Genomic DNA, 14,725 nt, shown 5'->3' on the forward strand with positions numbered 1-14,725 from the left:
TTTTTTATGGAATTGGTATAAACTTCTTACAGCGATTTCACTGAACAGGTTATACAAAACTCACCATAAATCACTTGCATATGCAATTTATACCAAAAGCCTGTAACTGGCCTTTTGATAAATTGCTGTAATCTTATTATAACGCAGATTAAAATCATTGTAACACTGAAAATGAAAAAGATTGCGAAATCCAATGGTTACCGCAATCCTTTTTTGATGTTTTCCAGATATTGTACAGCGTCGCCCTTCATAAAAGCAGACATCAGGCATGCGCCCCGCGCGCCCGCATCCCGCACCATCCGTATCTGGCCGGCGCCTATCCCGCCGATTGCATAGACAGGAATAGAAAGCGCCCTGCAAACATTCCTGAGAAACGGTATGCCGCGCGGCGCAAGCCCTTTTTTGCAGTCCGTCTCAAAGATATGCCCCGCGCTCACATAATCCGCGCCAAGCTCCTGCGCGCGTTTCGCCTGCTCAACCGAGTGCACGGAAACCCCAACGACCGGAAACTTCGTAGCAGCCTTGGGGTTCGCCTCCAGGTCCGGCAGGGAAAGGTGCAGACGTTTTACGCCAAGGTTTTGCGCCACGTCTGTAAAATGATGCAGTGCGCAGGGCACGGAATATTGCCCGCAAATCCGCAGTACCTCTTTTGCAAGCGCTTCGTAGGCTTCCGGCGCAAGATCCTTTTCCCGCAGGATCACAGAGGAAACGCCCGCAGCGGCAATTTCTTCAATCTGCTTCAAAAAATCCGTTTCGCACAGGCGGCGGTTTGTAACAGCAATCACATCAAACATAAATATAGTCGCTCATCACAGGCTGAAGGCCCTGGGACAGGATCATATCATAAATTTCGTCCACGCTGCGCCCGTCGTCGATCTCAAACTGCTCGTCGCCCTTGGCCTCGCCTGTATGCCCGCCGATTCCCACGTCCACTCCCGCGGAAATCTTGGTTGCCGCGATTTTGACAATGTTGTCACGGAAGCGCGCGCACTCGCGGCTTGAAATCGTGATGCTCGCAAAAGGCATAAACAGCCGGTATGCCGCAATGGCCTGCAAAAGCTGCGGCTCATGCACGTCGCGCGGGTTGATTTTGTCGTTATTAATAATTGGCCGGAGCCGCGGACAGGAAAACGCGATCTCCGCGTGGGGATATTTACGCTGCAAAAGCCAGGCGTGCATACCAGTGGCATATGCGTCCTTGCGAAAATCATTCAGTCCCAGCAGCGCCGCAAAGCCCACACCGCGAATGCCGCCCATAAGGGCCCTCTCCTGTGCGTTGAACCGGTACGGGTAAATACGCTTATGCCCGCCAAGATGCAGCGTTTCATACTTATCCGCATCGTAGGTCTCCTGGAACACCGTCACAAAATCCGCGCCGCATTCGTGCAGGTAGGCGTAATCCTGCGAGTTCATGGGGTATACTTCCAGGCCCACCACCTTAAAATACTTCCGCGCGATCCTGCACGATTCGCCAATATAATGTACGTCCGACATTTTTGGGCTTTCCCCGGTCAACAGAAGGATTTCTTCAAGACCGGTATCTGCGATCGTCTTCATCTCGCGTTCCATTTCCTGCGCCGTCAGGCGCGCGCGGTGTATTTTGTTGTGTGAATTAAAGCCGCAGTAAATGCAGTAATTCTCGCAATAGTTTGCAAGGTAAAGCGGCGTGAAGAGAAAGATCGAATTTCCAAAATGCTTTCTCGTCTCCTGCTGTGCCCTTTGCGCCATTTCCTCCAGAAACGGGAAAGCGGCCGGGGAAAGCAGCGCCGCAAAGTCCTCCGGCGTAAGCACTTCCCTTGAGAGAGCCCGGCGCACATCCTGTGCCGTATAGCGGTCATAGTCGTAAGCCTCCATGGCCGCTGTCACCTTGTCCATCACGTCCGATTTTATCTTCTCCATGCCGGGGAGGTATGTCATGTGGTCGATTCTTTCACTCATTGTGCTTCCTCCTCAGTCCTGCAAAAATCCGGTCAGTGGTGAAGATGCGCTCGCACCGCCTGCGAGCACCCGTCCAAGCCCCGCGAGATACGCCCTGCGCCCCGCTTCAATCGCTTTTTTAAACGCCTCAGCCATCATGGGGATATCGCCAGCTGTGGCGATTGCCGTGTTGCACATCACAGCCGCAGCGCCCATTTCCATTGCCTCGCACGCCTGTGACGGCTTTCCAATCCCCGCGTCTACAATCACCGGCAGGTCCGCCTCGTCAATCAGTATCTGTATGAACTCTTTGGTTGCAAGTCCTTTGTTCGTACCGATTGGCGCGCCGAGCGGCATCACACACGCTGCGCCCGCCTCTTTCAAATCCCTTGCAGTATTGAGGTCCGGGTACATATATGGCATAACCACAAAGCCCTCTTTTGCCAGGATTTCCGTCGCTTTGACCGTTTCCGCGTTGTCCGGGAGCAGGTATTTGGAATCGCGTATCACTTCGATTTTCACAAAATCACCGCACCCTACCTCCCGCGCAAGCCTCGCGATGCGTACCGCCTCATCCGCATTGCGCGCGCCTGAGGTGTTGGGCAGAAGCGTTACGCCCTTTGGGATATAGTCGAGGATATTTTCCACCTCTCCTGTCGCGGCCCGCCGCAGCGCCAGCGTTATGATCTGCGCGCCGGCGTTTTCCACCGCGGCCTCAATCAGCCGCAGAGAATACTTGCCCGATCCTAAAATAAAGCGCGAGGTAAACGTGTGCCCTCCGATTATGAGTACGTCTTTTTCCATTCCTGTCTCTCCTTTTTTATGCTTCAAGCTCGTTTAAAATAATACGCAGCACCATATTTGCCTGATGCCCCGCACATATACCGACACGCGGCGCCATAAGGCCGCATCCGGGTTTTGCCCCTGTTTCCCCGTCGCCGCATACATACAGGTTTTTCATTACCCTGCGCGTACGGATTTCATTTCCGCTTCCGTAGCCTGCCATGCCCGAAGCCGACACCACGTATTTTTCCGGACATTCCGCAAGAACCGTATTTACCAGCATTGCCTTTGCCTCCGGCACGTCGAACGCCTCGCATATAATGTCGTCACCACGCAGTGTGTCCATGCAGTTTTGCTCCGTAAGGCGCAGCCTTTCCGCCGTCACACAGACATAGGGGTTGATTTCCCCGATCTCCTGCCCGAGCGCCTGCGCCTTGGGCATGCCTAAGTGACAGATGCGGTATTGCTGCCGGTTCAGGTTGCTTGGCTCCACCACGTCAAAATCAATCAGATGCAGGTTTCCCACGCCGGTGCGTGCGAGCGCGAGCGCAATTTGCGATCCAAGCCCTCCAAGGCCCGCGACCGCCACATGCGCCGCCTTCACCTTTTCATATACGCCGGGCGTATGACGTGCGCAGAGCATTGCCTCCATAGCCTCCTGCGGCGGCAGCTCGCCCTTTTGGATAAGCACAATCTCGTCGCCGCCATGGATGGCAATATCCTCCTGCGTCTGGTATCCGTTCAGGATCACAACAAGGTTTTCCCCGCCTGCCCCCAGTTCCTTTCGCAGGTCGTAAAGCCCTGTGCTCTCCGTTTCACAGGGGTTCCCGTTTACTCTGATTTTCATTTCAGCCCCCGCCCACAAAGCCGACGACCTCGAGCTTATCGCCTTCTTCAATCTCTGTTTCTGTAAACGCCGCTTTGGGAACGATCTGCCCGTTGCGTTCCACTGCCACACGCTCGCGCCCGAAGCCACGCAATTCCAGAAAATCCGCGAGCATCATTCCCTGCGCCGCTTCATCCGGCTTTCCATTCACTGTTACCATGCTTTGCTCCTTCCAATATAATCAGACGTACGCTACTGACCGACGTTTAAATTATACTCTTTTGTTCCGATTCCTTTCGCGCGGGTACATTCCATTGCCTTCAAAGCCTGCTTACTGCGTGCGCAAAGGCGTTTTCAGGCAACAGACTATATCCGCGCTGGCGTAGTGCACCCCGTTACCGCTAAGCAATTCCTTTTGCCGCCGCGGTGTGCCTGCCGACATAACTCTTTGCTGCTGGCAGGCGCAGGACAGATTGCAGCGAAGGGCTTCAGGAGCCGTTATGCTTTGCCTGAAATTTGTTTTATGCCTGGATAGGCGGATGCAGAGCGCGTCTGTGCTTTTTTTATTCTTTGCACGCGCGTCCCTGAGTCGCAATCTGCCCTGCGCCTGCCTTCGGATACTGCAATGAGCTGAGGCAACGCGCGAGGAACCGGAACAACAGTACACCCCGCCCGATATCCCATACAATCCTCAATCCATAATATCCACGTCTTCGCCGCGCAGTATTTTATTGATGTTACGCACTGCGCACATCTTCCCGCACATCGTACACGTATCCTCATGCTCCGGCGTAGATTCGCCACGGTACTTACGCGCCTTTACCCCGCCGTCAATCGCAAGCTCAAACTGCTTTTCCCAGTCGAGGTTGCGGCGTGCTTCGCTCATCCTGTAATCCCAGTCCCAGGCATCCGCATTGCCTTTTGCAAGGTCTGCGGCGTGCGCCGCAATCTTGGAAGCGATAATACCCTCGCGCACATCGTCCACAGTCGGCAGGCGCAGGTGCTCGGCGGGCGTAACGTAGCACAGGAAGCTCGCCCCGTACGTCGCGGCGATTGCGCCGCCGATTGCCGCCGTTATATGGTCGTAGCCCGGCGCAACATCCGTTACCAGCGGCCCCAGAACATAAAACGGAGCGCCCTTGCAGATCGTTTTTTCGATTTCCATATTGGCCTTTACCTGGTTGAGCGGCATATGCCCGGGCCCCTCGATCATCACCTGCACATCCTTTTCCCAGGCGCGCATGGTAAGCTCGCCGAGCGTCACCAGCTCTTCGATCTGCGAAATATCTCCCGCATCCTCGATCGAACCCGGACGGCACGCGTCGCCAAGGCTCAGCGTCACGTCGTACTCCCTGCAAATATCCAGTATTTCATCGTAATATTCAAAAAACGGGTTTTCGTTTCCGGTGAGCATCATCCATGCAAAAATAATGCTGCCCCCGCGCGATACAATGTTTGTATGGCGTTTGCACGCACGAAACCGGTCCGCTGTATTGCGGTTGATGCCGCAGTGGATGGTCATAAAGTCCACGCCGTCCTCTGCGTGCATTTTAAACACATCCAGCCACTCGCGCGAGGTGATCGCCTTGAGCGGTTTATTGTAATACACGACCGCGTCATAAATCGGCACGGTGCCGATAACCGCCGGGCATTCTGCCGTCAGCCTGCGCCGAAAGGCCTGCGTATCGCCAAACGACGAAAGGTCCATGATTGCTTCCGCTCCCATTTCCACTGCGCTCATCACCTTTTCCATCTCAACATCCAGGTCAAGGCAGTCGCGCGATGTTCCCAGATTTACATTGATTTTTGTTTTGAGCGCGCTCCCAATGCCGCAGGGCTTTACGCAGCTGTGGTTTTTATTCACCGGTATGACTGCCTGTCCCTTTGCCACAAGGCCTGCCAGCCTTTCGACGTCGATTTTTTCTTCAGCCGCTACGGCTTTTAGTTCCTCTGTGACGATGCCCTTACGCGCCGCGTCCATTTGTGTCGTGTACCCCATTTTTTGTTTCCTCCTTATAAATTGACCGTGTCCTTCTTGGCAGGGAAGGCGGTGCACTCAATCCCCGCAGGATCGTCGGTTTATAGCACTTTGTCAAAAGATTGGTTACAGGCTTTTGGTATCAACTGCATATGCAGGCAGTTGATCAAACCGCAGTACCTGCGTTATGTTCAATCGCTGTAAAACTCTGTTTGGCTGTTTGCAAAGCCGTGGTCAAGCGGCCCGCTGCCCTGCCCAAGGTCAAGCCCGGACGCCAGCGCTCCGGCAAGGTAACGCTTGGCCATTTCAATACTGTCGGCAAGTCCCCTGCCCTTTGCAAGATTACAGGCAATGGCGCTTGAAAGCGTACAGCCCGTTCCATGGGTGTTTTTGCTGTCGATCCGTTTGCCGTAAAACCACCTGCCGGTTTTATCTTTAAATAAAAAATCGTTTGCTTCCTCTTTTTGATGTCCGCCCTTTACAAGGACGGCGCAGCCGTATCGCTTAGCGAGCAGGCGGCCCGCGCGCTCCATATCCTCCCTGGTGTTAACGGTAATCCCCGAAAGCGCCTGTGCCTCCGGTATATTTGGCGTGATCAGGTCAGCGAGCGGGAGCAGCCTTTTTGCCATCGCATCCTGCGCATCCTCTTTTAGAAGCCTGCTGCCGCTGGTGGAAACCATCACAGGATCGAGCACCACGTTTGGCGCATCGTATTCGCGGAGCGCGTCCGCAATGACGCAGATCAAATTTGCGTCCGACACCATGCCAATCTTAACCGCATCCGGCCTGATATCCGTAAAGATGCAGTCCAGCTGCTGCCTTAAAAATTCAGGCGTTACATCCATTACAGCGCGCACGCCCGTTGTGTTTTGCGCTGTAAGCGCTGTAATTGCGCTCGTCGCATATACGCCGTGCGCCGCAATCGTCTTGATATCGGCCTGTATACCCGCCCCGCCGCTGCAATCGCTTCCGGCAACCGTTAATACTGTTTTCAACTCATTGCTCTCCTATCGTCTCTTTTGCCAGTGTTGCAAGCCGCTCTGCTGCGCGGCGCGTATCCTGCGCGCCAAAAACCGACGAAACCACCGCAAAGCCCGCAACGCCCGTGCCCGCAAGCGCTTTGATATTTTTCTCGCCGATGCCGCCGATTGCCACAACGGGAATGCCGACGGATGCGCATATGTCCCTGAGCACAGCATGGTCAAGCGGCACCGCATCCTTTTTGGTCGAGGTGCCGAATACCGCACCCGATCCGATGTAGTCCGCCCCGTCCTGTTCGGCTTTTTTCGCAAGCTCCACAGTGCGCGCAGTTACGCCGACGATCCGTTCATTGCCCAGCAGCTCCCGCGCCTTTTTCGCAGGCATATCCGATTGTCCCAGATGCACGCCCGCAGCGCCGCACGCAAGCGCAAGCTCCACGTTATCGTTTATGATGAGCGGCACGCGGAATTCGTCGCACCGCCTTCTGATTTCAATCGCCTCGCGAAGCAATGCGTCGCCTGTCAGCTTTTTCTCACGGTACTGCAAAAGCGTCACGCCGCCGCGCAGCGCTTCTTCGACTTTATCTGCGAGCGCCGCGCAGCCGCAATCCGCCGTCACAGCATAAAGCAGCATAGTCTTCCTGTCTATCTTCACGTTTTTCTCCTTTTACATCTTTTTTTGCGTCTATTTTAAAATAAACAGACCGCTTTTATGACTGTTTTTGGATTGTTCCAAATACTGCCTTCCCCGGACGCGGCGTACAAAGAGCAAAAGTGACATTGTACGCCGCGGCCCTGAGTCTCAAGCTTCCCTGCGCCTGGCTCGTTATAGCACATCGCACGCACCATTTTTCGCGCACAAAAAAAGGGAATACCTGAAAGAGTATTCCCTAAAAATCCGTTTTGCTTGAATTCCTACGTTGGCATTACCCAAATCAGGTTCTAAGGGTCGAAACTGCTACCGTTTCCTCTCAGCTCACTCTATGAACTCCCCTGTTTCAAATCTTCAATTTTTTTCAGTATAGCACTGTACCAAAACAAATGCAACCCACGATTTTGTGTTCTTTCCCACAAAGCAGGTTTTACTCCCGCGCCTTAATCCTTCTTGAAAAACGCTTCAAAAAGCGCGTCCTGTTCAGGAAAATGCGTTACATAGCCTACGGCTGCCTTGCCGCCTGTCGCCTCGATTATTTTGCGTGCGCCGGCTTCGCCAAACGCGCCGCAAAGCTCGATCGCACCCACGCCGTCCTCCGTGATGGCCGCAGCCTTTTCAAGCGCCTCATCCATTGTGTTGACCGTATAAATATATGTGACCTGCTTTGGCGTTTCAAAGCTGGCCCTGTCTGTTTGAGGATCGTAATGCGTCCCCATCAGTAAAAATGCAAATTTCTTTTTCATCGTATCCCGTTTGCTTCCTTTCGCAATTATTTATTTGACTCTATGTAACACAATCACATCAAATCCGCTCTACAGGCAGGCGCAGCACTGTCTTCAGCTTTTCCGGAGCCGTGCGCCGCGGATCCCCAAGATAGATTTCATGGTGCTTGCGAACGTTTCCTGTCATGTCCCGCAGCCCATTTTCCTCGATATATTGGTGCATCTGCGCAATGGTTTCAGGCTCCGTGGAGTAAGGCCCGATGTGCATCATCTGCACGCATAAGCCTTCCTCAAACACCTCGAAGCGCGCTTTTGTAACGTCTACCTCAGGCTTCTTCTCCCTGGACTGGCGCTGTGCCCACGCGAAAACCTCTTCCGTCACAAACTCCGGCTGGCGGATCATGGAAGTCCACAGCCATTCGTCCCGCTTATTCTGTTCAAACGCCCTTTTGGTTCCATACCAAAGCCCTTCGAGCGGCGGCACGACGTATTCAAAATACCCCTCCGGCTGCGTTCCGCTCATTTTGCTCATTTTGATCGTAAAGCTGAGCGAATAAAGCGCCTGCATCGCACTTTTATATTCGTCGCCTTCCGGCGCGCCCTTTCCATCCACCATAATAAAACCGATTGCCGGAACGTCGATCACCGACGGCTTGCGTTTTGGCAAATACAGGTCTTTGTATTCCTTTTTATAATCCATCTTTGCGGTTGCCATCAAAAGCTCCTCTCCCTGCGCTACAGCGGCGTCTCCCCCGCTAAGCGTGTTTTCTCATATGCGCGAAGGAGGGCGATATCCTCGCCACAAAATCCCATTGCCCGAGCATATAGCCGCTGATCTGCTGCGAATTCTTCCTGTACTCGTCAACAAGGGCGTCCTTCTCATCTTCCTTCCCGGCGGAAAACACATCGCAAATGGCATTTGCAGCCGCATAGCCGCTTTCCAGCGCACAGGATATCCCCTCGCCCATCGGATTCAAAAAGCCCGCCGTTTCTCCTGCGAACAATATTTTTCCCTCGCCGTAATCCAGCGGACATCCGGGCGTTATCCTCGGCATCACCCAGCGCTCCTCTTTGATCTTCCCTCCAAGCTCCAGTCCGTGCTCTTTTTCCATGTGGGAAAGGAACGCCCGTTCATAGCCGGCATACGCGTCCATTTCGTCCACGGCAACTCCAAAAACAAGCTTATTGTCCTTTACATTAAACCATGCGTCGTAGTCCGAAAACCCCGGCTGCAGGTACGCGTAAAAATAATGCGCGTCAAGGTCGATTTTTCCCTCGTAAACAGACTGGCAGGTAATGACGTTGCCGCCGGAAATCCCACGCATTTTGCGCCTTATGCTGCCTGCCGCGCCCTCGCATACGATCACCGCCTTCGCAGTTTCCTCGCAGGTGGTGCCGCCGTCCTTAAACTCTACGCATACATATCCGTCCTGCTCCGTGCACGAAACTGCGGCCGTGCCGTCGCGCAGCTCCGCCCCGGCGTCCTGCGCCTGCTGTGCGAGCCACTCGTCAAACAGGTCGCGCCGCACGCTCAGGCCCGCCTGCTCGAACTTGTATTCCCAGCCTGCATCGTTGACAAACACCATACCCCGGTTATCCGCCGGGCTGCAGTGCGTATATTCAGGTATCAGGCCGCCGAAGTATTCTTCGATCAGCTTCAGGGACTTCTGGATCAGGATACCGCTACAGGATTTTGTGCGCGGCATATCCATTTTTTCAGCCAGCAAAACATAGCAGCCCTTTTGCGCCAGACGCGCCGCTGCGCTGCAGCCCGCCGGCCCTGCGCCAATCACGATCACATCATAATCAAACATACCCTCACCCTTTCGTATATCTGTTTTCCCATATGATCTTTTTTACGCTATTGAATTGATTTCTAAAACATAGTTGGATTTACGCTTGTCAGTATCATCACGATAACGCCCATCACAGCCGTGTAAGCCGCAAAACCGTACAGCTTGTGCCTGCTGATCAGCTTCAGCATAAATTTGATGGCCACAAAGCCGCTCACCGCCGCAACCGCAAAACCGATGATCACCGCAGGAATCGAAACATCGCCCATTCCGTTATCCATCACGTCCTTCGCGCCAAATACAACGCTCCCAAGAATCGCCGGTATGGACATCAGGAACGCAAACTTCGCCGCTTTCTCGCGTCCGACGCCTGTAAAGAGCCCGCCCGCGATCGTAGAGCCTGAGCGCGAAAGCCCCGGCAGGATCGCAGCCGCCTGCATCACGCCCATTGCCATGGCCTGCGGCAGCTCCACATTGCGTTTGCGTTCATACCGCCGCGCAAGGAATTCGCTGACCACCAAAACGACTGTCGTGGCAAAAAAGCCGATCGCAAGGTATTTACCGTCCAGCACATCCTTGAAGGCCTCGGGCGCAAATTTTTCCGCGATCAGCGTAACGACAACCGCCGGTATGGTCGCAAGAATCAGCATTCCCAGTTTATTTTTGATCGGATGCGTAATGATCGCTACAATCTCGGGCCACAGCACGATAAACACCGCGACAAGCGTTCCCACATGCAGCATTACGTCATAAAGAAGGGGCACCTCGCCCACGCCCAGAAGGGCTTGCAAAAGGTTCAGGTGCCCGGAGCTCGAAACGGGCAGGAATTCAGTAAATCCCTGCACAACGCCTAAAATAATCGAATCCAAAAAACTCATACGCTTACTCCTTAAAAATGAGTTCCACCAGTTTCTTCATTATATCAGGAAAACATTGCTTTCACAACCGCAATGCTTGCGGAAAAAGCGGTTTGCTATTATAATAATATGGTTGCAGGCAAATAAAACCGCGCACGCCGTAAAATTTTTTGCGGACGCGCTCATATAAGGAGTTTTGGTATGAAATTAGGGGTAGTAGGCTTGCCCAATGTTGGTAAAAGCACACTGTTTAACGCACTGACACAGGCGGGGGCGCAAAGCGCGAACTATCCGTTCTGTACGATAGAACCGAATTACGGCATTGTTTCTGTGCCGGACGCGCGCATGGATTACCTCGCGCAGATTTACCATCCGCAAAAATTCACACCCGCGCAGATTGAGTTTGTGGATATCGCGGGCCTCGTGAAGGGCGCGAGCAAGGGTGAAGGCCTTGGAAATAAATTCCTGTCCCACATCCGCGAGGTAGACGCGATCATCGAGGTGGTACGCTGCTTTGAGGACGATAATATCACGCACGTGGACGGCAGCATCGATCCGCTGCGCGATGTGACGACGATCAATTACGAGTTGATTTTTGCGGATATGGAAACCGTGCAAAAACGGCTTGATAAAGCGCTCAAATTCCAAAAAACCGGGGATAAAAAGTTTAAGGTGGAAGCAGAGGCCTGCCAGCTGATTCTGGACGAGCTGGAAAAGGGGAATTTTGCCCGCAACATCGAGCTTTCGGAGGAGCAGGAGGAAATCATGCACTCCATGTTTTTGCTGACGGACAAACCGATCATTTATGTTGGAAACATCGCTGAAGACCAGGTCGGCAAAAACGACCTTCCTGTGCTGCAGCCCCTTCTTACATACGCCGCAGAGCACGGCAGCGAGGTTGTTACGATCTCTGCAAAAATCGAAGAAGACCTTGCCGGTATGGACGAGGAGGAAAAACAACTGTTTATCGAAGAGCTGGGCATTGGCGAATCAGGCCTTTCCAAGCTGATCAAAAAATCCTATTCGCTTCTGGGACTGATCAGCTACCTCACCGCAGGCGAAAAGGAAGTGCGCGCATGGACGATCACAAAAGGAACCAAAGCGCCGCAGGCGGCTGGGAAAATTCACAGCGACTTCGAACGCGGCTTCATCAAGGCTGAGATCGTTGCCTTTGATACGCTCAAAAACGATTGTAACGGCGATATGCAGCTTGCCAAAGAAAAAGGACTTGTGCGCCAGGAGGGCAAGGAATATGTGATCGCGGACGGAGACGTGGTGTTGTTCCGTTTCAATGTCTGATCACCCGCCGTTTTCCCATCTTTTTTGTTCTGTTTTGTTTACTTTTCACACCTTGCCGTGTTATATTTAAGAAAAGGCAAAGGGGATCACAGTTATGGAAACAAAACGCATGTTACTGGTATCTACCGAAAGCGGTACGGAAACCGCAATGCTCATGGATATCCTCCGGCAAAACGGCATTCCTGCATTGGCGCAGGGAAAACAGGCCGGCGAAGCATTGGAGGCGTATATGGGTACTTCCCCTTACGGCGACAATATTTTTGTGGATGAGGCCGACATCGAAAAGGCCACAGAGATCATCCACAGCCTTTAACGCAACGTTCAAACCGAATCATTTCAAATCCTGCTTTGAAAGGGTGTGTTGTTATGCCGTTTTGTCCTGAATGCGGGGATGAGTACGACGAAGGCTTCAAGGTCTGCGCGGACTGCGGATGCGCGCTTGTGGACGAACCGCCGGAACGCGATCCCGCGGAAGATTTTTCCTATTGCGACGTAATGAGGCGGGTTTACCTCACCTCCACCGCGAATAAACTCGAAAGCGAATTGATCATCGACCTTTTGAATGCAGAAGGCATACCCGCCTTTGCGCGGGAAAAAGAGCTGGGCAATTACCTGAACATTTACATGGGTTATTCTGTCTATGGGGAGGATATCTATGTGGACCGGGATGATAGCAAAGCTGCCCGCGCTTTGCTATCCGACGCGTTTCCCGACGGCGTCGCCAAGGCCACGGATTCGCCTGACGCTTTTCTGCAGGAGCAGGTCAAAAGCCCTGCCCGCGTGCGTGTGTGGATATTGATCCTGCTTGTAACAGGCGTTCCCGCCGCCATTATGGGTATCGTCTCTCTTCTCTTTTCCTGACGCCGGTAAATTCATTTGGAATCAAAAAACGGTATGGCGGTTTTGTGCCATACCGTTTTTACAGCGTATTAACTTATGGCGCCGCATGGCTGCGTAACCATTTGGCAGGCTGCAATCAACTGCGTTGCTTTATACCGCTGCTTTGAAAGCGTTTTTATTCCGCTTTGACGACTGGAAATTGTATTTCCGTCAGCCATTCGTCCTCGGTGTCTTTGTTCCATATCCCGTCTATATAGCTTTCGCGCGGGGAGTCGCACATCACATATCCGTTCTTTTCAATCCACTCCGCCCCAAACGCATAACCTTCCCTGAGCGTATCATAGCCGCCCCTGTGCATCACGCAGACCGCCATCGGCACCTCCGGAATCTTTTTAAACGTAACGATATCCGTATTTTCCTTTGCCTCCACAACGGCCTCGCACATTTCCGCGTCAATATCCGTTTCGCGGTATTCCCCGTCGTGGTAAATATTGAAGCAATATTCCGGCATGGCGCATTCGCAGCCAAGCCGCTGCATTTCCGCGCCAAGGACGTTGGGCATCAGTTCAAACAGCGCGTCGTAGTTTGGGATTACCCTGCGCAGGGAAGCAACGACGACTCCGGGCAGGGACTTGACTATTACCTGATCATTTTCCATAGATTCACCTTTTCCGCACCGCAGGAAGCTTTCAATCCGCTCCAGCTTTTGTTTCTCTTCGCCGATGCGCCCTTCAATCTCCCGCTGCTTTGAAGCCAGCAGCTCACGCTGCGCCCCGCCGCCCGGCTTCTGGTCTATTATCTCCAGAATTTCGGACAGGGAAAACCCCATCTGCTTGAAATTCAGTATCTGCCGCATCCGCACGATCTGCGTCGCGTCGTAATAACGGTAGCCTGTTTCCGTATCCACATAGGCCGGCTTAAGAAGGCCCATCCTGGCATAATGCCGAAGCGTTTTGGGCGTAACCTGATTGATTCTTGAAAACATTCCGATGCTATACATTTTTGATTTCCTTTCCTCGTCCGCGCGCGTTTTGGACCGGTAAACAGAGTATAAACCCTTCCGCAGGGGCAGAGTCAAGCATTAAAAAAACCGTTTTTTGTAAAAACGGTTTTCAGCGTATCTCCTATGCCTCTTTTGGAGGAAGCTCTCCCTTTTTCCGGTAAGCCTTCCAATATTTCTGGAATTCAAAGGTCCCCAGCATTCCGCACACATAGCACGCGCTGAACACAATCAGCATCACCCATTGCAATATCCCAAAGCCGATCAGGTAGGCGTATGCAAATTCGCTCGTTACATAAAGCAGGAGCAGGATCACCGCGCACGCACGGCTGCGCCCGAAAAGAACGCCCAGCGTCAGGCCAAGCACCACTACAAGGTCTATGATCGCAGCCGGGTTCTGGAACGCCGACATCAAGGCCACCACAGCGTAAACAAACCCTGCCATAATTCCCCAGGATACGTATGTTTTTGTCTTTTGAGGAACATGCGTTTCCCAAAATGTTTTTTTATTCATCGGTCTCCCCTGCCGTTTTTTTCTATTTTATCATATCCGCTGCAAAGTTGCTATCCCGCGCGTCCAAAACAGTTTGTTCCGGCACGATTGCAATCCCCGTCCAAACATGGTAGCCTGAACTTAAAAACGGAGGTTTCTTATGGGAGAGCTATCCAAATTACCAAATATCGGCCCTGTGGTTGAGGAACAGCTTCATCAGGCCGGCATCAAAACAGCAGAAGAATTAAGGAAAACCGGCAGCAGGGACGCCTGGCTTAAAATCAAGGCGATCGATCCATCCGCTTGCTATAACATGCTGTGCGGCCTGGAAGGCGCTTTGCGCGGAATCCGCTGGCATAACCTGCCGGATGAAACAAAAAAAGAACTCAAGGATTTTTACAATTCATTCAAATAGGCAGGCTTCCCTTTTATTTAGGAGGATTCTCTGAAAGGTCTGATATTACAAAATGCCAGTTTACAAACAAACTTGAGAAGATTGCGGGCTGCTGCCGGATTATCTCAAAGGGAGTTGACATCAAAAATGAATTTACTTGGAAGTACGATTGATCGGAACACTTACTG

18 protein-coding genes and 1 riboswitch are annotated in these 14,725 nt (G+C 52.7%); of the genes, 4 read left to right on the top strand and 14 right to left on the bottom strand.

The window, feature by feature from the left end:
- Positions 1 to 197 precede the first annotated feature (197 nt).
- From ACS5WU_RS08695 to ACS5WU_RS08750, 12 genes are all read right to left on the bottom strand, one after another.
- Positions 198 to 794 (bottom strand): thiamine phosphate synthase, encoded by a 597-nt coding sequence (locus tag ACS5WU_RS08695; protein ID WP_059109350.1) that lies wholly within the window; start codon positions 792 to 794, stop codon positions 198 to 200.
- Positions 787 to 1,938 (bottom strand): 2-iminoacetate synthase ThiH, encoded by a 1,152-nt coding sequence (gene thiH, locus ACS5WU_RS08700; RefSeq protein ID WP_046443386.1) that lies wholly within the window; start codon positions 1,936 to 1,938, stop codon positions 787 to 789. Before thiH ends, ACS5WU_RS08695 begins: the two co-directional genes overlap by 8 nt.
- A gap of 12 nt (positions 1,939 to 1,950) precedes the next feature.
- A complete protein-coding gene (locus ACS5WU_RS08705; protein WP_059109349.1) occupies positions 1,951 to 2,721 on the bottom strand; it encodes a thiazole synthase in 771 nt (256 codons plus the stop codon).
- A gap of 16 nt (positions 2,722 to 2,737) precedes the next feature.
- Positions 2,738 to 3,547 carry a sulfur carrier protein ThiS adenylyltransferase ThiF gene (gene thiF, locus ACS5WU_RS08710; RefSeq protein WP_302760460.1) on the bottom strand — a complete coding sequence of 270 codons (810 nt, stop codon included), beginning with the start codon at positions 3,545 to 3,547 and terminating at the stop codon, positions 2,738 to 2,740.
- Between the two features lies 1 nt (position 3,548).
- A complete protein-coding gene (gene thiS, locus ACS5WU_RS08715; protein ID WP_046443389.1) occupies positions 3,549 to 3,746 on the bottom strand; it encodes a sulfur carrier protein ThiS in 198 nt (65 codons plus the stop codon).
- Between the two features lie 471 nt (positions 3,747 to 4,217).
- Positions 4,218 to 5,525, bottom strand: coding sequence for a phosphomethylpyrimidine synthase ThiC (thiC, locus tag ACS5WU_RS08720; RefSeq protein ID WP_046443390.1), 1,308 nt, complete (start codon positions 5,523 to 5,525; stop codon positions 4,218 to 4,220).
- A 170-nt stretch (positions 5,526 to 5,695) separates the two neighbouring features.
- Entirely contained in the window at positions 5,696 to 6,499 is an 804-nt protein-coding gene (gene thiD / locus ACS5WU_RS08725; protein WP_302760462.1) for a bifunctional hydroxymethylpyrimidine kinase/phosphomethylpyrimidine kinase, read from the bottom strand.
- A 1-nt stretch (position 6,500) separates the two neighbouring features.
- Positions 6,501 to 7,139, bottom strand: a complete 639-nt coding sequence (gene thiE, locus ACS5WU_RS08730; protein ID WP_302760463.1) for a thiamine phosphate synthase — start codon at positions 7,137 to 7,139, stop codon at positions 6,501 to 6,503.
- A gap of 241 nt (positions 7,140 to 7,380) precedes the next feature.
- Positions 7,381 to 7,490: riboswitch (TPP riboswitch) on the bottom strand.
- 89 nt (positions 7,491 to 7,579) lie between these two features.
- Positions 7,580 to 7,882: a DUF6506 family protein gene (locus tag ACS5WU_RS08735; RefSeq protein ID WP_046443393.1), complete on the bottom strand. Its 303-nt coding sequence runs from the start codon at positions 7,880 to 7,882 to the stop codon at positions 7,580 to 7,582.
- Between the two features lie 58 nt (positions 7,883 to 7,940).
- The gene (locus ACS5WU_RS08740) at positions 7,941 to 8,576 is read right to left on the bottom strand and encodes a GyrI-like domain-containing protein (protein WP_302760465.1); all 636 of its coding nucleotides are present in this window, start codon (positions 8,574 to 8,576) and stop codon (positions 7,941 to 7,943) included.
- Between the two features lie 40 nt (positions 8,577 to 8,616).
- Entirely contained in the window at positions 8,617 to 9,675 is a 1,059-nt protein-coding gene (locus ACS5WU_RS08745) for an NAD(P)/FAD-dependent oxidoreductase (protein WP_302760466.1), read from the bottom strand.
- 62 nt (positions 9,676 to 9,737) lie between these two features.
- Positions 9,738 to 10,532, bottom strand: coding sequence for an undecaprenyl-diphosphate phosphatase (locus ACS5WU_RS08750; RefSeq protein WP_302760467.1), 795 nt, complete (start codon positions 10,530 to 10,532; stop codon positions 9,738 to 9,740).
- Positions 10,533 to 10,712: 180 nt separating this feature from the next.
- Between ACS5WU_RS08750 and ychF the strand changes: the two genes are divergently transcribed.
- The 3 genes from ychF to ACS5WU_RS08765 all read left to right on the top strand — a co-directional run bounded on the left by ychF (position 10,713) and on the right by ACS5WU_RS08765 (position 12,671).
- On the top strand, positions 10,713 to 11,810 hold the full coding sequence (ychF, locus tag ACS5WU_RS08755; RefSeq protein WP_046443397.1) for a redox-regulated ATPase YchF: 1,098 nt from the start codon (positions 10,713 to 10,715) through the stop codon (positions 11,808 to 11,810).
- 94 nt (positions 11,811 to 11,904) lie between these two features.
- Positions 11,905 to 12,123: a putative signal transducing protein gene (locus ACS5WU_RS08760; RefSeq protein ID WP_046443398.1), complete on the top strand. Its 219-nt coding sequence runs from the start codon at positions 11,905 to 11,907 to the stop codon at positions 12,121 to 12,123.
- A gap of 53 nt (positions 12,124 to 12,176) precedes the next feature.
- Complete coding sequence (locus ACS5WU_RS08765) at positions 12,177 to 12,671, top strand: putative signal transducing protein (protein WP_059109342.1); 495 nt, start codon at positions 12,177 to 12,179, stop codon at positions 12,669 to 12,671.
- Between the two features lie 154 nt (positions 12,672 to 12,825).
- Here ACS5WU_RS08765 and ACS5WU_RS08770 read toward each other — a convergent pair whose 3' ends face one another.
- Together ACS5WU_RS08770 and ACS5WU_RS08775 are read right to left on the bottom strand one after the other, a co-directional pair.
- Positions 12,826 to 13,650, bottom strand: a complete 825-nt coding sequence (locus tag ACS5WU_RS08770) for a MerR family transcriptional regulator (protein ID WP_302760230.1) — start codon at positions 13,648 to 13,650, stop codon at positions 12,826 to 12,828.
- A gap of 124 nt (positions 13,651 to 13,774) precedes the next feature.
- On the bottom strand, positions 13,775 to 14,164 hold the full coding sequence (locus ACS5WU_RS08775) for a hypothetical protein (protein WP_046443400.1): 390 nt from the start codon (positions 14,162 to 14,164) through the stop codon (positions 13,775 to 13,777).
- Positions 14,165 to 14,303: 139 nt separating this feature from the next.
- Between ACS5WU_RS08775 and ACS5WU_RS08780 the strand changes: the two genes are divergently transcribed.
- Complete coding sequence (locus ACS5WU_RS08780; protein ID WP_302760232.1) at positions 14,304 to 14,558, top strand: TfoX/Sxy family protein; 255 nt, start codon at positions 14,304 to 14,306, stop codon at positions 14,556 to 14,558.
- Positions 14,559 to 14,725 lie beyond the last annotated feature (167 nt).

The sequence above is a fragment of the Christensenella sp. KGMB01412 genome (assembly GCF_055522415.1).